We start from the raw sequence: 18038 nt of genomic DNA, 5'->3' as shown, positions 1-18038 counted from the left end.
GACCCTGGGTCAAGGTCAACCCCTTTCGACGAAATCGCCCTGCCGCCGCGTTCAGCACGGCGGCAGGGCGGAGGGGTTACGGGATCCAGTGGTTGCCGGACACCGTGATCATCACCTGGAGCTGGATGCTCGCGCCGAAGTACGTGTTCGTGTCGACCGGCGTGTTCAGCATCTTGTTCCACAACGCGTCCAGCCACGCCTGGCTGCCCGCGTCCGTCGTGGCCGCGACCGCGAACGGCGCGAAGAACGCCGCGTCGCTGCCGCTCTCGATCTGGGTGCCGCCGAGCGAGTAGCCGACCGCGATCTTGTTCGGGTCGCCGCCGGTCTTGCCCTTGATCCACGAGTTCATCTTGCGGGCGGCCGCCAGCGACTTGGTGTCACCGGTCAGTGCGGCGTCCGCGCCGATGCGCCACGGGTCGCGGCACGCGTTGTACCAGTACTTGCCGTCGGTGTCGGCCCGTTCGAGCATCTCGCCGACCGCGGGCTTCACCGTGGAGTTGGTGTCCTGCACGAAGTCCGGCAGCAGTCCGGTGCTCGGCGCGTACTTCGACTGCAGTGTGGCGATCACGTCCTGGTGCTTGGTGCGGATCGTGTCCCACGCCGAGTCGCCGGTCGCCTTGCGGAACGCCCGGAAGTGGTCGGACATCCAGTCGGAGGAGCGGGAGCCGTAGTACTGCCTGCTGTTGCCCGAGTTGGACCAGTCGCCCATCAGCAACAGGTTCGTGTTCGGGTTGACCAGGCTCTTCTTGATGGCGTTGACGTTCCTGACCGCGAGCTGCTTGTAGTTGTACGTGCCGGTGCTGCCCCACTGCCGGTCGGCCAGCAGCAGGCCGTAGGCGGTGTCCATGTCGCCGTCGGTCGCGCTGTCGCTGCCGCTGACGCTCTTGCAGGAGGTGTCCTGCTCGGCGGCCAGCAGGTCGGGGTTGTTGACCGACGGGTGGGCGAGCTTGTACTTCAGCAGCCCGTCGAAGATCTTCTTCGCGTCCGGGTCGGCACCGGCCATCTGCGCGGTGATCACCATGCCGTAACCCTGTGCCTCGGCGACGTACGGGTGGTCGGCGTCCGGCGAGATGATCTCGTACCAGCCGTTGCCGCAGTTCTGCTTGACGAACGCGGCCTTCCACTTCTTGTAGTACTCGATGATCTGGGCGTCCAAACTGGACGTGCTACCGGACGGGCGCAGGATGCCGGCCGCGTACGGGGTCTGCCTGCTGCCGAACGGGTAGCCGAGGCCGCTGGAGGGCGGAGTCGTCGTGGTCGTCGTCGGGGTCGTGGTCGTCGTCGGGGTGCCCCCGCCCACGCCGTAGACCTCGAACTCCCACAGGGAGTAGCCGTACGCCGTGCCGCGAGCAGTGCCGTGAACGCGCACGTACCGGCCGGAACCGGACAGCGTCAGGTCGTCGATGCCGCCGTCACCGGCACTGGTCGAGTACACGTCGGTCCAGGCGGAGCCGTCGGGAGAGGTCTGCACGCGGTACGACCTGGCGTACGCGGCCTCCCAGTTCAGCTTCACCCTGCTGATCGTGTGGACCGAGCCCAGGTCGACCCGGAGCCATTCGGGGTCGTGCCCCTCCACGGAGGCCCAGCGGGTCGAGGTGCTGCCGTCGACCGCCTTGCCCGCCTCGAATCCCGATCCCTCGACGGAGGAGGCCGTCACCGCCTTGTCGCGGGAGACCAGTGGGTCCGCCGCCGATGCGATGGTCGTTCCCGCGACGAGGAGGCCGAGCACGAGCCCGGCCGCCCCGAACGCCGTCGTTCTGCCGCCCACGACCGCCTCCAGCAATTAGTTAATAAAGCTGTCAATGCGAGTGGTTGGCGACGGTATGCAGGTCAGAGCACCTCGACAAGAGGTACCGACCAGTTGTGCGCGATCGGACAGTGCAGGTCAGGGCACCCAGTGGTTGCCCGTGACCGTGATCATCACCTGCAGCTGGATGCTCGCGGAGAAGTAGCTGCCGCCGTCGATCGGCGTCTGCAGCATCCTGTTCCACAACGAGTCCAGCCACGCCTGACTACCTGGATCGGTCGCCGCCGCCACCGCGAACGGCGCGAAGAACGCCGCGGCGCTGCCACCGGAGAGCTGCGTGCCGTTGAGCTGGTAGCCGATCGCGATGTTCGCGGGGTTGCTGCCCGCCTTGGACTTCACCCACGTGTTGAGCTTGCGCGACGCCGCGAGCGACTGGGAGTCACCGCTGGTCACCGCGTCCGCGCCGATGCGCCACGGCACGCGGCAGGCGTTCCAGTAGTACCTGCCGTCGTTCACGCTCTCCAGCACCTGGCCGGCGGGCGGGCGCGGGGAGGAGTTCGTGTTCTCCACGAAGTCCGGCAGCAGACCGGTGCCCGGCGCGAAGTTCTGCTGCAACTGCCCGATCAGGTTCTGGTGCGCGGCGCGGATCGTGTCCCACGCCCCGTCCCCCGTCGCCTTCCGGAACGCCCGGAAGTGGTCGGCCATCCAGTCCGACGACCGCGAGAGGTAGTAGTACTGGTCGCCCGCGCTGGACCAGTCGCCCAGCTTGAGCAGGTTCGTCGACGGGTTGACCTCGCTGGCCTTGATCGCGTTGACGTGCCGGACCGCCAGCTGCTTGTAGTCGTACGTGCCGGTGCTGCCCCACTGCCGGTCGGCGAGCAGCAGCCCGTAGGCCACGTCCATGTCGCCGTCCGTGGCGCCGTCACCGCCGTTGACGCTGCGGCAGTTCACGTCCTGCTCGGCCGCGAGGAGATCGCGGTTGATGGAGGACGGGTGGTCGATCTTCCACTTCACCAGGCCGTCGAAGATCCTCCGCGCGTCCGGGTCCGCCCCGGCCATCTGCGCGGTGATCACCATGCCGTAGCCCTGCGCCTCGGCGACGTACGGGTGGTCGGCATCGGGTGAGATCACCTGGTACCAGCCGTTGCCGCAGTTCTGCCGCACGAACGCGGACTTCCAGCGCTGGTAGTAGTCCACCACCGCGGCGTCCAAGGTGGACGTCGCACCGGAGGGCCGCAGGATGCCCGCCGCGTAGGGCGTCTTCCGGCTGCCGAACGCGTACCCGAGTCCGTTCGAGGGCGGGGTCGTCGTCGTGGTGGTCGTCGGCGGGTTGCCGCCGGCCACGCCGTAGACCTCGAGCTCCCACAGCGAGTACCCCCACTGCGTGCCGCGAGCCGTGCCGAGGACCCGCAAATACCGCCCGGTGCCGGACACCGTCAAGTCGTCGACGCCACCGTCACCGGTGCTCGTCGAGAACACGTCCGTCCACGCCGAGTCGTCCGGAGAGGTCTGCACGCGGTAGCCCCTGGCGTACGCGGCCTCCCAGTTCAGCCGCACACGGCTGACCGAGTGCGCCGAGCCGAGGTCGACCCGGAGCCACTCGGAGTCACTGCCCTCCGCCGAGGCCCACCGGGTCGTCGTGCCGCCGTCCACGGCCTTCGCCGCCTCCAGCCCGGCACCCTCGACAGAGGACGCCGTGACCGCCTTGCCCTGCGACACCAGCGGGTCCGCGGCCGTCGCACTGGTCGTCCCCGCCACCAGGAGACCAATCACGAGCCCGGCCGCGCTCACCGCCGCCAACGCCGATCGTCTGTCCACAACCACCTCCAAATCAATGGTTAACAAACCTGCCTAAAAGGGCGATCGCGGCGACCATAGGCGGGCCGGTCAACTTCGGACAAGAGGTGCGGACCAGTCATCTGAGCCGGAACCGGTTGCGGAACTACTCCCAGACCTTTCGCACGGCCTCTACGATCGAGACGGCCTGGGCGTACCCCGCCTCCGCGGCGGGCTTGCGGCGGGCCGGGTCCAGCAGGTTCGTGCCGATGGCGGCCAGCGCGGCACGGTCCGGACTGATCACGATCGACGGCACCCCGAGCTTCGCCGCCTGCGCACCCGGCGTCGCGGCAGGACTGGCCGACCGCGTCAACGGGGCGACGACCACCACCCGCGAGTACCCGGCGGCGAGGTCGACGTTCGCCACGGAGCGCATGCCGCCGTCCATGTACCGGCTGCCGTCGATGCTGACCGGCGGCCACACCAGCGGCACCGCGCAGCTCGACGCGACCGCCTTCACCAGCGGCACCCCGCTGTCCCGGTCGAACGCCACGAACTTCCCGCTCGCGGCGTCCACGGCGGTGACCTTGAGCGGGCGCTCGGGCCAGTCCTTCGTGGACAGCCGGGAGTCGAACACCGCCAGCCTGGACTCCTCGGAGGGTGTGCGGGCCTTGAGCGCGGCACGTCCGAGGCGGGCCCGCTTGCGCGCCGGCGTTCCCGGCATCACGTAGGAAAGCGCGTACCTGACGATCATCCACGAAGTGAGACGGGCCGGGATCTCGCCGTCGGGCGGCAGCAACTGACCCGCGTAGAGGTCCGCGAGCGGGGCACCACCCGCCAGTTCCGCCGCCACCACGGACCCGGCGGACGTCCCGACGAACAGATCGGCACCCGTCAGGTCGACGCCCTGCTCCGCCAGTCCGTGCAGAACCCCTGTCTCCCAGGCGATTCCGGTGACGCCACCGCCGCCCAGCACCAACGCTCGTTCTCCAGTCACAGCGGCCATCCTATGGAGTGGGACGGGTTCCTGGTCCATGGTCGTGATTGGTAACCTTGACGGCGAAGCCGAGAAGCGCTGCAACGGGCCTCGCGCCTGCCACGCTCGGCCTCGTACCACACGTGACAAGGGCGCTTCCGACTACTCGGGAGCGCGCGTGGCTGGTCTCAGGTCTCTGTTGAACTCTCGCATCGCCGTGCTCGACGGCGCGTGGGGCACGATGTTCCAGGAGGCCAAGCTCTCGCCAGCCGACTACTACGGCACCGAGTTCGGCGACCACCGCCTCGACGTCGCGGGCGACCCGGACCTGCTCAACCTCACCCGCCCGGACCTGGTGCTCGACGTGCACCGGCAGTACCTCGCGGCGGGCGCGGACATCACGACCACCAACACGTTCACCGCCACGTCGATCGGCCAGGCCGACTACGGGCTCGAGGACCGGGTCCGCGAGATGAACCTCGCCGGCGCGCGGCTCGCCCGGCAGGCCGCGGACGAGTTCGGCGGCCGGTTCGTCGCGGGCTCGGTCGGCCCGCTCAACGTCACCCTGTCGCTGTCGCCCAAGGTCGAGGACCCGGCGTACCGCGCCGTCACGTTCGAGCAGGTCAAGGCCTCCTACGCGGAGCAGATCTCGGCACTGCGCGAGGGCGGCGTCGACCTGCTGCTGATCGAGACGATCTTCGACACGCTGAACTGCAAGGCCGCCATCGCCGCGGCCCGCGAGGTGGCGCCCGACCTGCCGCTGTGGATCTCGGTGACGATCGTCGACCTGTCCGGCCGCACGCTGTCGGGCCAGACCGTCGAGGCGTTCTGGGACTCGATCGCGCACGCCGAGCCGCTGGTCGTCGGCGTGAACTGCTCGCTGGGCGCCGAGGAGATGCGACCGCACGTCAACGACCTGGCGCGACTCGCGAACACCTACGTCGCCTGCCACCCGAACGCGGGCCTGCCCAACGCGTTCGGCGGCTACGACCAGACCCCCGACGAGACCGCCGCCCTGCTGAAGGACTTCGCGGGCAACGGCATCGTCAACGTCGTCGGCGGCTGCTGCGGCACCACCCCCGCGCACATCAAGGCCATCGCCGACGCCGTGCGCGGCATCGACGCGCGCGAGGTGGTCAAGCCCCGGCACACCACCCGCTACAGCGGCCTGGAGACGTTCGAGATCGGCCCCGACACCGGGTTCGTGATGATCGGTGAACGCACCAACGTCACCGGCTCCGCCAAGTTCCGCAGGCTGATCGAGGCCGACGACCACAACGCCGCGCTCACCGTGGCGCTGGACCAGGTGCGCGGCGGCGCGAACCTGCTGGACGTCAACATGGACGCCGACCTGCTCGACGGCGAGCAGGCGATGACGACGTTCCTGAACCTCATCGCGACCGAGCCGGAGATCGCCCGCATCCCGGTGATGATCGACAGCTCTCGGTGGACCGTGCTGGAGGCCGGGCTGCGGTGCGTGCAGGGCAAGGGCGTGGTCAACTCGATCAGCCTCAAGGAGGGCGAGGAGCCGTTCCTGCGACAGGCCCGCACGATCCGCGACTACGGCGCCGGTGTCGTCGTGATGGCGTTCGACGAGCAGGGCCAGGCCGACACGACCGACCGCAAGGTCGAGATCTGCGGCCGCGCCTACGACCTGCTCACGCAGAAGGCCGGGTTCCCGGCCGAGGACATCATCTTCGACCCGAACGTGCTCGCGGTCGCGACCGGCATCGAGGAGCACAACGGCTACGCCAAGGCGTTCATCGACGCCCTGCCGCGGATCAAGGAACGTTGTCCCGGCGTCCGCATCAGCGGCGGCATCTCGAACCTGTCGTTCTCGTTCCGCGGCAACGACGTCGTCCGCGAGGCCATGCACTCGGCGTTCCTGTTCCACGCCGTCAAGGCCGGACTCGACATGGGCATCGTCAACGCCGGACAGCTCGTCGTCTACCAGGACATCAAGGCCGACCTGCTGGAACTGGTCGAGGACGTCATCTTCGACCGCCGCGAGGACGCGACCGACCGCCTCGTCACGCACGCCGAGACCGTCAAGGGCCCCGGTCAGAAGCGCGTCGTCGACCTGTCGTGGCGCGAGGCCCCGGTCGGCAAGCGCCTGGAGCACGCGATCCTGCACGGCGTCGTCGACTTCATCGAGGAGGACACCGAGGAGGCCCGCCAGGCCCTGCCGCGTCCGCTCGACGTCATCGAGGGCCCGCTGATGGACGGCATGAAGGTCGTCGGCGACCTGTTCGGCGCGGGCAAGATGTTCCTGCCCCAGGTCGTGAAGAGCGCCCGCGTGATGAAGCGCGCGGTCGCCTACCTCGAGCCGTTCATGGACGCCGAGCCGAAGGCCACGGCGGGCGGCAACGGCAAGGTCGTGCTGGCCACGGTCAAGGGCGACGTCCACGACATCGGCAAGAACATCGTCGGCGTCGTGCTGGGCTGCAACAACTACGAGGTGATCGACCTCGGCGTGATGGTGCCGGCCGCGAAGATCCTCGACACCGCGATCAAGGAGCACGCCGACGTCATCGGCCTGTCCGGGCTGATCACCCCGTCGCTGGACGAGATGGTCTCGGTCGCCGAGGAGATGCAGCGGCGCGGCATGAAGCTGCCGTTGCTCATCGGCGGCGCGACGACGTCGAAGCAGCACAACGCCGTGAAGATCGCCCCCGTCTACGACGAGCCGGTCGTGCACGTGCTCGACGCCTCACGGGTCGTCGGCGTCGTCTCCGACCTGCTGGACGACCGGCGCGCCCACGAGCTGAACATCACCAACCGCGTGGAGCAGGCCCGGTTGCGCGAGCAGCACGCGAACCGCAAGTCGGTGCCGTTGCTCAAGCTGGAAGAGGCGCGCGCGAATCGGGAAGAGGTCGATTTCTCCGAATCGCCGACGCCCGCATTCACCGGTACCCGTGTGCTGAGCCCGTCCCTGGGTGAACTGCGCGAGTTCATCGACTGGACGTTCCTGTTCCTCGCCTGGGAACTCAAAGGCAAGTTCCCCGCGATCCTCGACCAGCCGGTGGCCCGCGAACTCTACGACGACGCGACCACGTTGCTGGACGAAATCGTCGCCGGGGAATTGTTCGAGGCGAAGGGTGTCTACGGCTACTGGCCCGCGCATTCCGAAGGCGACGACATCCTTCTCGACAACGGTATGCGAATCCCGATGCTGCGCCAGCAGACCAAGAAACCGTTGTCGCGCCCGAATCGCTGCCTCTCCGACTACGTGGCGCCCGAAGGCGACCACATCGGCGGATTCGCGGTGACGATCCTGGGCGCCGGAAAGCTGGCCGCGAAGTACGAGGCCCAGAACGACGACTACCGCGCCATCATGGTGAAGGCGCTGGCGGACAGGCTCGCCGAGGCGTTCGCCGAATGGATCCACCTGCGCGCCCGGCGCGACTGGTTCGAGCCGGACGCCCAGCCGGAGCTCGCCGACCTGCACGCCGAGAAGTTCCGCGGCATCCGGCCCGCACTGGGTTATCCGGCCTGCCCCGACCACACCGTGAAGCGCGAACTGTTCGACCTGCTCGGCGCGGAAGAGGAAATCGGGATCTCGCTCACCGAATCGTTCGCGATGAACCCGGCGGCGAGCGTGAGCGGCCTGATCTTCCAGCACCCCGAGGCGAAGTACTTCACCGTCGGCAGGCTCGGCCGCGACCAGGTGCAGGACTACGCGACGCGGTACGGCAAGCCGCTCGCGGAAGTCGAGCAGTGGCTGCGCCCCAACCTCGGTTACGACCCCGCCTGACCGGTTTCGGGACGTGAAAGCGCTTGCCGGTATCGGCAGGCGTTGTCCCGGTTTGGCACCATCCGATGTAGCATCGGCCGCTCTGGAGATCAATCACCCCGTAGGTCGAGCGAGCCCGAGGTCATCCATGCGAGCTGCGGCGCTGGTGCTGGGTCTGGTGTTGTTGTCGGGCTGCGGCGCCGCTGCGGAGTCGCAGGCGTTACCGCACGTCGGTTTCGTGGTGAAGCGCACCGGTGGTTCCTTCGCGCAGGAGATGACCAGCGGCTTTCACGAGGGCGTCGGCCGAATCGGCGGGGTCAGCGCGACGGTGACCGGTCCTCCCGGACAGGACGGGCACAAGGAAGTCGAGTTGTTCCGGGATTTGACGATGGCCGCGAAAGGCGGAATCGCCGTGGCGACGTCGGAGCCTTCGCTGATGGCGCCGTCCATCGGTGAGGCATTGGCTCAGCACGTCGCGGTGCTCGGCGTGGACATGCGGCTCACCGCGAGTTCGGGTGTGAAACTCCACGTCGGTAACGACAACTACGAACTCGGCGAAAAGCTGGCTGACGAGTTGATGCGCCGAATGCCCCCGGACGCGACCGGGACCGTGGTGCTGGGAAACACCGCTCCCGGGCTCCCCGGGTTCGACGACCGGGCAGAGGGAATCCGGGGGCGGTTCGCCGAAAAGCTACCGGGGGTAGTGGTGCTGGGCCCGTTCGACACGCAACGTGACGACGCCGCGAATCGCGACGCGTGGAAACGTCTCGTGGCGGCGAACCCGAACGCCCTCGCGTTCGTTGGTACGGGCGACTGCGACGGCGTCAACCTCGCCGCGTTGAAGACCGAGAAGTCGGCGAGGTGGCTGGTGGGCGGGTTCGGGGTAGACCCGAGAACGTTGCAGGCGGTGCGGGACGGCGCGATGGTGGCGTCGATCTCTCCCGAGCACTACCTCAAGGGCGCTGTGGCAGGCTGGCTGCTCGCAAGGCATGCGAAGGGCGGCGGGACGCTGCCGGAGGGCTGGATCGAGACGCCGGGACTCACGGTGACGACGACGAACCTGGACCAGGTCCTGCACCGGCAGGAGTCCGAGAAGGCTCGCAGGGAGTTCTTCCAGCCTCAGATCGACAGCTTCGTCGAGGATCCGGCGAGCTGGGTGCGACCGTTGGAGCAGGCACGGTGAGCTTTTGGGAGGGCCGCGCCACCGCACGGGTGGCGACGGTCGGGCTGACGTTCGGGCTGCTGGTCCTGGCGGGGCTGGCGCTGTGGAGCAGCATCAGCGCGCAGGCCACGACAGCGCACGTGCGCGAGCTCAACGAGACCAGCGAGCGGTGGGCCCGCGTGCTGGAGCACATCAACGTCGCCGACAACGCGTTGCGCGACCTGCAGGTCGCGCGGACCGAGCAGACCGTCCAGCCGCTGCGGAACTCCGTCGGTTCCGCGCGCGCCGAGCTGGAGTGGCTGCGCGCCAACGGCATGCCGTCCGACGCGGCGGAGGCCGGCAAGGTGCTGGCCCTGTACGACCAGAGCACGGACATGCTGCGCGCGGTCGTCGCCGGCACCGACCCGTTGCAGGCGGACCAGGCGGATCTCGCGCATTCCTCGTTGCGGCGCCAGATCTCCTCGACGATCGGGGTCAAGCGCCTCGACACCACCGAGTACCTGCGTTCGGCCGACGAGAAGAACGCGCAGTTGCGGATCGCGCAGATCGTGGTGTTCGTGCTGGACGCGGCACTGGTCGCGTTGTTCGGCATGGTGCTGCTCGGGCAGCGCCGCATGATCCTGCGCCAGGCCGCGAAGAACGAGCACGAGGCCCACCACGACGCCCTGACCGGCCTCGCGAACCGGACGCTGCTCGCGCGGCGGATGGAGCAGGCCGTCGACAAGGCGCGCAAGAAGGACGAGCCGCTGGCGTTGCTGATCGTGGACCTCGACAGGTTCAAGGAGGTCAACGACTCGCTCGGGCACCACACCGGCGACCTGCTGCTGCGCCAGGTGGCGAACCGCCTGTCGTGGGCGGTGCGCGACACGGACCTGGTGGCACGGCTGGGCGGCGACGAGTTCGCCGTGCTGCTGCCCGGCGTCGGCTCGGCGGAGAACGCGAGCATGGTCGGCGACAAGATCCTCCAGGCGCTGGCCATGCCGGTGACGCTGGAGGGCCTGGAGCTGGAGATAGCGGCCAGCGTCGGCGTGGCGCTGTGCCCGTCGGACTCGGGCGACGGCCACGAACTGCTGCGGCACGCCGACATCGCGATGTACGCGGCGAAGCGCGAGAAGTCCGGTGTCGCCGTCTACGACGCCCGCCTGCACGAACGCGGCGCCGCGCACCTGACGGCCGTGACGGAGCTCCGGCACGCGATCGACCGCGGTGAGCTGTTCCTGCACTACCAGCCGAAGGCGCTGGCCGACACGGGCGCGGTGTGCGGGGTCGAGGCCCTGGCGCGCTGGCAGCACCCGACGCGCGGCCTGGTGCGCCCGGACGAGTTCATCCCGATCGCCGAGGAGAACGGGCTCATCGAGCCGCTGACCCGGTACGTGATCGACGCGGCCCTGCGCCAGTGCCGTTCGTGGTCGGACGCGGGCTGGGAGGTGCCGGTCTCGGTGAACGTGGGCGCGGCCTGCCTGCACCACATCGAGTTCCCCGGCGACGTGGCCGACCTGATCAAGCGGCACGGGCTGCCCGCCCGGCTGCTGACGCTGGAGATCACCGAGTCCGCGATCATCTCGGACCCGGACCGCGCCGTGGAGGTGTTGCGCGGCCTGACCGAACTTGGCGTGCGGCTGTCCATCGACGACTTCGGCACCGGCTACTCGTCGATCTCGTACCTGCGCAGCATGCGGGTGCACGAGATGAAGCTCGACCGGTCGTTCGTGACGCACATGTGCACGGACGCCGGTGACAGCGCGATCGTGCACGCCCTGGTGGCGCTGGCCCGGAACTTCGGGTTGCAGGCCGTCGCGGAGGGCGTGGAGGACCAGGACACGTGGACGGCTCTGGCCGAGGCCGGGTGCGACGTGGTGCAGGGGTACTTCCTCAGCGAGCCGTTGCCCGCTGAGGAGATCGTGGCCTGGCTAGGAGATCGCGCGGCCGCTCACGCGTAGGACTCGGTGTCCCGCCACTGGTTGATGAACGGCTGCATGAAGTCGACCATGGCGGGCAGCTGGTCCGCGCACGACAGGTAGGCGATCACCCGGATCGCGCCGACCGCGTTGACGAACCGGAGCACCTCCGTGTCGAGCTCGCGCAGGCCGTTCTTGCGCGCGCCGCGGTTGTAGGCGGCCTCGTACTCCAGGCCGAGGCCGGCCAGGTCCCATTCGACCGGGCCGTAGGTGATCAGCTCGAAGTCGGAGAACAGCGGGCCGGTGGTGCTCGCGAAGATGTTCGCGGGCGGTGAGTCGCCGTGGACGGGCTGCAGTCCGATGCCGGGGAACTTCGCCTCGAAGGCGGCCTGGGAGCTGACGAGCGGCTCCAGGACCTCCCATTCGGCTCGTGCCCGCTGGAGGTCTGCCGCGGTGACGATGTCCAGGCCTTCGAGCTTTTCGAGGCCTTCGCGGACGAACCGCGGTTCCGCCGACGACAGGAACTCGAGCTCGCCCGGGTAGTCGCGCAGCGCCTCGTGCAGGTCGGCGGAGAGTTCGGAGTTCTTGAGGTAGTCCGGTTCCGCGGACTTGTCCTCGTCGGTGAACGGCCAGAAGGTGATCGAGAAACCGTCGCGCTGCACGGGTTCGCGCGGCACCAGCGTGCTCGGCGGGATGACCGGGGTGCCCTGGTCGTGCAGCCACTGCGCGACGTCGAGTTCCTGTTGCTGGCGCCTGGCCAGCGACTCGAGGGTCGTGGTGTGCGGCAGGACGGTCGGGATCCGGGCCACGACGGGCGACGGTGCGAGGTGCACGACGACGGAGAACAGTTCGTAGAGCACCTTGCCCTCGGTGATCTCCAGGCCGAGTTCGCGACCTGCCGCCACCGCGGCGTCTCGTGCGGCAGTGGTGCGGGCGGCGATGTTCTCGGGGGTCGCGAAGGCTGTCATGGCAAGATCGTGTCACGGCCCCGCGGCTCGACGCAGATCATTTACGGTGGGCCCATGGCCGACCGCCACCTGATCGACGTCCACGTGCTGCTCGTGCGCGACGGCAAGGTGCTCCTCTCCCGGCGCCGTGACGCCGACCCCCGGTTCGACGGCCTGTGGCACCTGCCCTCGGGCAAGCTCGACGCGGGCGAGTCCGTGCTCGACGGTGCCGTGCGCGAGGCCGCGGAGGAGGTCGGGGTGGTGATCGAGCCCGGTGACCTGCGGCACGTGCACACCTTGCACGCCAGCGGATCCGGCGTGGAACCGCGGCTCGGGCTGTTCTTCGAGGTCCGGCGGTGGAGCGGGGAGCCGGTCAACCGCGAGCCGGAGAAGTGTTCGGAACTGCGGTGGTTCGGGCTGGACGCGCTGCCGGAGGACTTCCTCTCCTACTCCGCCGCCGGGATCACCGGTCACCTGGCCGGGGAGTCGTTCGGGCTGCTCGGCTGGGCTCCCTGAACGAGCCCGTCCAGCACCAGGGTGATGACACCGTCGGCCTCCGCCCGCCACCCCGGGCGGTCGTGGGCCGCGCCGATGCCGTGCAACGCCATCATGACGGCGCCGGCCCCCACGTCGCCCCGGACGGTCCCCTCCTCGGCAGCGGCGGCCACCAGGCCGGTGACAGCCTCTTCCAGCGCCCTGCTGCCCTCGGCGAGCGTCTCCGAGCCGGTGGTCATGAGCGTGGCCACCGTCCGGGCCAGGCCGTGGTGTTCGTGCATGTAGTCGACGAAATCGCGGAGGAAGGTCGCCAACGCCTCCAGCGCGGGCAAGGTGGCCCGCAGCCGGCGAGCACGGTCGCACAGCGCGACGACCTCCTCGTGGTAGACCGCCTCGGCCAGCGCCTCCCTGGTCGGGAAGTGGCGGTACAGCGTGCCCGTGCCGACGCCGGCCAGCCGGGCGAAGTCGTCGAAGCGCAGGTCGAAGAACTCCCCGGACTCGAAGAGCTCCCTGGCCTTGACCAGTAGCGCCTGGCGGTTGCGCTGGGCGTCCGCACGCAGCGGCCTGTCACTGCCTCGCGTTGACAAACGGCACCTGCCTCCCTAGCTTCAAAAGTGGAGATTGTCTCCACTTATATCGTAACCCACGAGGTGGACCGTGAAGATCCTGATGTTCGGCCGCGGCGTGATCGCCACCGTGTACGGCTGGGCGCTGGAACAGGCCGGGCACGACGTCGAGTTCTACGTCCGGCCCGGCCGCGCGGCGGAGTACGGGGACACGACGAGCCTCGACCTGCTCGACATGCGGCGGAGCTTGCGGGGGCAGCGCGTCGTGCGGGAGTGGCCGGTGCGCCTGCGCGAGGAACTGGCGCCGGACCACGACTTCGACCTGATCGTGCTGAGCGTGGGGCACCACCGGTTGACCGAGGCGGCGGACTTCCTGGCACCCCGCGCCGGCAAGGCCACGGTGCTGGTGTTCGGCAACATCTGGGCCGAGCCGCTGGACGCGATCGGCGCGCTGCCCGCCGAGCAGGTCGCGTGGGGCTTTCCCCAGGCGGGCGGCGGTTTCGGCGAGAACGGCGTGCTGCGTGGCGCCATCCTGCCGTCCGTCCTCTTCGGAACCGTCGGCCCGCAGACGGAACGGGGGCGGGCCGTGCGGCGGGTGTTCCGCGAGGCGGGGTTCCGGATCAAGGAGGAACCGGACCTCCGCGGCTGGCTGCTGATCCACTTCGTGTCGGACGCCGGGCTGTTCTCGCAGGGGCTGAGGCTGGGCGCGCTGGCCGATCTCGCGGGACGCAGGCGCGACCTGCGCGAGGCGTTGCTGGCCGGGCGCGAACTGCTGCCGCTGGTCGAGGCACGAGGTGTCGTCGTGGGACGCCGTGCACTGCTGTTCCGCGCGCCGACCTGGCTGGCGGCTCCCCTGTTCGCCTGGCTGACCGCTCACTTCGGGCCGGTGCGCGACAACTTCGCGACGCACTCCGACCCCACGGCCGAGGAGCCGCGGGCGATCTGCCGGGACGTGCTGGCGGAGGCACGCCGACTGGGCGTGGCCGCACCGCGGCTGGCAGCGGCGGAACCGAGCTTCGCGGCACCCGTTCAGTGATCGCAGCAGACGCGCTCGGCCCACTCCGGCTCGTGCCACCAGTGCTTGTTCTCCGCGGACGGCAACGGGTCGAGCGCGGCTGACATCGTGAGGGCCTGCCGTTGCTGCTGCCGGTAGGGCTCGAGCAGGTCGGGGACCCGGTGGAGCACCCCTCCGACCATGACCTGCTCGACGTTCGCCGCCGTTCTGATGTCGGCCAGCGGGTTGCCCCGCACGAACGCGATGTCCGCCGCGGCACCGGGCTTGATCGCGCCGAGCGGCAGTCCCAGCCACTTCGCCGGGTTGCGGGTCGCGGTGATGAGCGCTTCCCTCGGTGTGAAGCCGTATTCGACGAGCGCGCGCAGGTTCTGGTGCGTGGCGGTGGCGGGGCTGTCGAGCGGCGCGTCGGTGCCGGTGATGACGAACCCGCCGCCCCGGTGGACGTTCAGCGCGAACTCGACCCAGCCCTTCAGGACCGCGCGGGACGCCGTGGCCGCCGGGGTGCCCTGGGCGTTGGCGTCGGCCAGGTACCGCTCGTACTCCCACGACGGGTAGAGCACGCGGGTGCGTTCGTCGGTGACCAGCGACTTGTCGTTGTCGTACAGGGCACGTGACTGGAACAGCGTGGGCGTGATCGACATGCCGGACCGGGTGAACAGCGCCACCACGTCCTGGTAGGCCTTGCCCTGCCTGCTGATGGTGTGGGAGTAGCCGAGCCGGTTGGTGGCGCCGACGTGTTCCATGCCGTCCATGCCGATGTTGGCGGCCGGGTACAGGTAGTGCGACGAGAGCGGAACCCGGGACCGTTGCACGGCGGCGCGTTGCAGCTCCACGGGCAGGCGGACGTAGGTCTTGATCATGTCGTAGCCGAGCTCGTGGGCGCGGCGCAGCTCGAGGTCGAGCTGGGCCTTGCTGAGCGTCGGGCGCATGAAGTTGTAGTAGACGCGCGAGCCGTCGACGGCCTCGCCGGTGGCGTAGAACCGCGGCCCCGTCAGGGTTCCCGCCGCCAGCGCCTCCCTGGTCTCGACCATCTGGTAGACCGGGTCACCCGGTGAGCGGACGGTCGTGACGCCGTACGCGAGCCAGACGTTGCCCTGCCGCGCGCCCCACTGGCGGCCGCGCAGGTGCCAGTGGTTGTGGGCGTCGATCAGGCCGGGGATGGCGGTGAGGCCTGGCGCGTCGACGTCTGGCTTGCCGCGGTGCGGGCGGATCTCTTGGACGGTGCCGTTCTCGACGACGATGTCGACGTTGCGCTTGAGCTCGTGCGCCTCGCCGTCCCAGTAGGCGCCGACGCGGACCACCTCGCGTTCGGGCGCCTTCGGCTTGCGCCAGGTCAGGCCGTGCCGGATGGTCGTCACCCTGCCGTTCAGAGTGGACTTCCGGATCCGGCCGTTGTTCAGGTACACCAGCGCGTCGTCGCCGTGCCACGCCAGCGAGTCCGTGACCTCGCGGGTGATCTGGCGCGGCTCGCCCTGGAAGGTGCCCTTTCCGTCGACCGGGACGACCCACGCGACGCTCTCGACGACGAACGCGATGTGCCTGCCGTCCGGCGACCACACCGGGCCGTCGTCGCCGCGGGTGGCGATCGAGCGGAACGGCATCGGCTCGGTGTACTTCAGCTCGCCGCTCACGAGGTCGATGCTCAGGACCTGGCTGGTGCCTTCGCGGAACCGGCGGGAGAACGGCTTCACCGCGGCGAGGGCGACCGTGCCGCCGTCCTTCGACCAGGTCGGGCGGCCGGGCTGGAACAACGTGGGCGTGACCTGCCTGCGAGCCTGCCGGTCGGTGATCCACACCTGGCCGTCCTGGTCCAGGTAGGCGACTTTGGTGCCGTCCGGCGAGAACCGGGGCGTGATCTGCGCGTGGGGCGCCGGCGCGTACAGCTCCTCCGCCCCGGAAGCGAGATCCCGCAACCACAACTGCGCGACGCCGGTGCGGTCGCTGGCGTAGACGATCTTCCCGCCGTCGGGCGAGAAGTCGGGGTCGGAGTCGAAGTACCTGCCGTCCGTGAGCTTCGTGGCCTTGCCGCCGCTCAGCACGTACAGCGCGTTCAACGCCCGGAAGGCGATCTTCCCGTCACTGGACACCACCGGACCGGCGATGCCCTTGACCGGGCCGCCGGTGAGGTTCCTGGTGCGGTGCGGCCTGCGGTTCGTGCGCACCGGAACTGTGGCCTCGAACGGAATGTCCTTTGTGGAACCGCCGGCACGGCTGCGAATCTTGCCGTCAGCGGTGTAGAGGACGCTGTCACCGTCCCAGACCGGCGCGAACCCGAAGACGTCCTCGCTCGTGACCACCGCGGTCGTCCCGAGCACCAGCTCGGCCTGACCGGGCCGCATCCGCGTGTAGCTGGGCCGGCCACCGGGCCCGAACGCCGCCCCGAACAACTGCGTGCCCGCCGGCGCCGTGACGAGCCGTTCGCGCACGCCGTCCAGCGTCACGGTGTCGACCGCCGCGTTGCCGACGGTGAAGATGATCCGCTTGCCGTCACTCGACCACTGCGGCGCCGCGGCCTCGTCCGGCACCCCGGTCAGCTGCGTGATCGTGCCGGTGGCCAGTTCGAGCAGGTGCACGCCGTAACTTCCGGCCCGGTCGCTGACGAACGCGAGATGCCTGCCGTCCGGCGAGAACGCGGGCTCCCGGTGGTCGTACTCACCTCGAGTGAGTTGCCTGAGCCCCTTGCCGTCGAGGCCGATGACGTAGAGGTGGTAGTTGCCGTCCCGATAGGACTGGAACGCGATCTGGCCGCCAGGCCCGAACGACGGCAGCGTGGCGTCCTGCAGCTCGTCGGTGAGCTTGCGCGCCTCCCCGCCGGCGGAAGGCAGCACCCAGATGGCGGTGACGAGGTCGATGGCGAGCCACTTGCCGTCCCGCGACCGCGACACCGAGATGTTGGTGCCCTGCGTCAGCCTCACCCGCTCGCCGGGCTCCGCCTGAGCGGCGGTGCCGATCGTGAGCGCGGACGCGGCGGTGGCGACGGCGGCGGCCTGGCCGGTGCGGCTCAGCAGTTCGCGGCGCGACAGTTCCATAGCGGCACTCCCCCGAATGGTGTTCCCCTAGGAACCCCACCCTGGCACCGCGACAGCTCCGCGCCATCGACCGTTCGGACCAGCGCCCAGCATGCGGACACTGGTCCCGGCGAACGGACTACAGGGCGAGCGCGCCCTCGATGCGGGCCACCATCGCGTCCTCGGCCTCGACGACGACGCCGTCGGCCTCGGCCACCTCGCGGCAGATCGCCAGCACGGCGCGCGGGAAGTCCCTGGCGTCCTCCGGCGACTTGGCCGCGAGGGTCTTCATCGAGGAGCGCAGCGCCTCCAGGACGACGGGCTCGATCTCCTCGTCGGTGCCGGCGGGCACGGACGGGCGGGCGCTGCCCAGGACGATGCGTAAATCGGGTGACAGGTTCGCGAGAGCGCGCAGGCCGGCGAAGCGTTCCTCCAGCACGGGGCCGGGGTCGGCGTGGGAAACCAGCAGCATCGCGCCGTACACGGCAGTGCGCAGCGTGCGGCTCTCCTCGTCGGTGTAGAAGATCATGTTGCCCACTCTATGTCGTCGGGTCAGGCGGTTTTTCCGGTGTTGTTCAGAGGACTCTCCAGCTCTCTCACGGTTGCTCCTCAGCTGCGAAAACACCTGTGATGGACGTCTATCGCGGACGAAGCGAACAAACTGACCGGTCTGTGCGTTGAGATGGGTTGAGACCGTCCAGCCCAGGAGGATGCG

12 protein-coding genes are annotated in these 18038 nt (G+C 69.4%); 5 read left to right on the top strand and 7 right to left on the bottom strand.

All coding sequences use genetic code 11. From position 1 onward, the window contains the following. Nucleotides 1-76: 76 nt before the first annotated feature. The 3 genes from LX88_RS33090 to LX88_RS33080 all read right to left on the bottom strand — a co-directional run bounded on the left by LX88_RS33090 (nt 77) and on the right by LX88_RS33080 (nt 4520). Entirely contained in the window at nt 77-1768 is a 1692-nt protein-coding gene (locus LX88_RS33090; RefSeq protein WP_258951713.1) for a glycosyl hydrolase family 8, read from the bottom strand. Nucleotides 1769-1885: 117 nt separating this feature from the next. Further along, entirely contained in the window at nt 1886-3565 is a 1680-nt protein-coding gene (locus LX88_RS33085) for a glycosyl hydrolase family 8 (RefSeq protein ID WP_258951712.1), read from the bottom strand. Between the two features lie 124 nt (nt 3566-3689). Next, complete coding sequence (locus LX88_RS33080; RefSeq protein WP_258951711.1) at nt 3690-4520, bottom strand: patatin-like phospholipase family protein; 831 nt, start codon at nt 4518-4520, stop codon at nt 3690-3692. Between the two features lie 157 nt (nt 4521-4677). Here LX88_RS33080 and metH point away from each other — a divergent pair, with 157 nt between their 5' ends. The 3 genes from metH to LX88_RS33065 all read left to right on the top strand — a co-directional run bounded on the left by metH (nt 4678) and on the right by LX88_RS33065 (nt 11334). Then, nucleotides 4678-8253 carry a methionine synthase gene (metH, locus tag LX88_RS33075; RefSeq protein ID WP_258951710.1) on the top strand — a complete coding sequence of 1192 codons (3576 nt, stop codon included), beginning with the start codon at nt 4678-4680 and terminating at the stop codon, nt 8251-8253. A 127-nt stretch (nt 8254-8380) separates the two neighbouring features. Beyond that, a complete protein-coding gene (locus tag LX88_RS33070; RefSeq protein ID WP_258951709.1) occupies nt 8381-9415 on the top strand; it encodes a sugar ABC transporter substrate-binding protein in 1035 nt (344 codons plus the stop codon). Further along, nucleotides 9412-11334, top strand: a complete 1923-nt coding sequence (locus LX88_RS33065; RefSeq protein ID WP_258951708.1) for a putative bifunctional diguanylate cyclase/phosphodiesterase — start codon at nt 9412-9414, stop codon at nt 11332-11334. The genes LX88_RS33070 and LX88_RS33065 overlap by 4 nt, the downstream gene beginning before the upstream one ends. On the opposite strand, the gene LX88_RS33060 is transcribed toward LX88_RS33065, so the two are convergent. Beyond that, nucleotides 11325-12260, bottom strand: coding sequence for a phosphotransferase (locus LX88_RS33060; RefSeq protein ID WP_258951707.1), 936 nt, complete (start codon nt 12258-12260; stop codon nt 11325-11327). The genes LX88_RS33065 and LX88_RS33060 overlap by 10 nt on opposite strands. A gap of 54 nt (nt 12261-12314) precedes the next feature. Here LX88_RS33060 and LX88_RS33055 point away from each other — a divergent pair, with 54 nt between their 5' ends. After that, nucleotides 12315-12755, top strand: a complete 441-nt coding sequence (locus LX88_RS33055) for an NUDIX hydrolase (RefSeq protein ID WP_258951706.1) — start codon at nt 12315-12317, stop codon at nt 12753-12755. On the opposite strand, the gene LX88_RS33050 is transcribed toward LX88_RS33055, so the two are convergent. Beyond that, a complete protein-coding gene (locus LX88_RS33050; RefSeq protein ID WP_258951705.1) occupies nt 12710-13321 on the bottom strand; it encodes a TetR/AcrR family transcriptional regulator in 612 nt (203 codons plus the stop codon). The genes LX88_RS33055 and LX88_RS33050 overlap by 46 nt on opposite strands. 70 nt (nt 13322-13391) lie before the next feature. Here LX88_RS33050 and LX88_RS33045 point away from each other — a divergent pair, with 70 nt between their 5' ends. Then, nucleotides 13392-14336 (top strand): ketopantoate reductase family protein, encoded by a 945-nt coding sequence (locus tag LX88_RS33045; protein ID WP_258951704.1) that lies wholly within the window; start codon nt 13392-13394, stop codon nt 14334-14336. On the opposite strand, the gene LX88_RS33040 is transcribed toward LX88_RS33045, so the two are convergent. Next, the gene (locus LX88_RS33040) at nt 14330-17344 is read right to left on the bottom strand and encodes an amidohydrolase family protein (protein ID WP_258951703.1); all 3015 of its coding nucleotides are present in this window, start codon (nt 17342-17344) and stop codon (nt 14330-14332) included. The genes LX88_RS33045 and LX88_RS33040 overlap by 7 nt on opposite strands. A gap of 118 nt (nt 17345-17462) precedes the next feature. Then, nucleotides 17463-17852 carry a hypothetical protein gene (locus LX88_RS33035; protein ID WP_258951702.1) on the bottom strand — a complete coding sequence of 130 codons (390 nt, stop codon included), beginning with the start codon at nt 17850-17852 and terminating at the stop codon, nt 17463-17465. Nucleotides 17853-18038: the final 186 nt, after the last annotated feature.

It is taken from the genome of Lentzea californiensis, assembly GCF_024648825.1.
In the GTDB taxonomy this organism is placed as follows: Bacteria; Actinomycetota; Actinomycetes; order Mycobacteriales; family Pseudonocardiaceae; genus Lentzea; species Lentzea californiensis.
The sequence above is the reverse complement of the archived record's forward strand: the minus strand, read 5'-3'. Positions and strand labels throughout refer to the sequence as shown.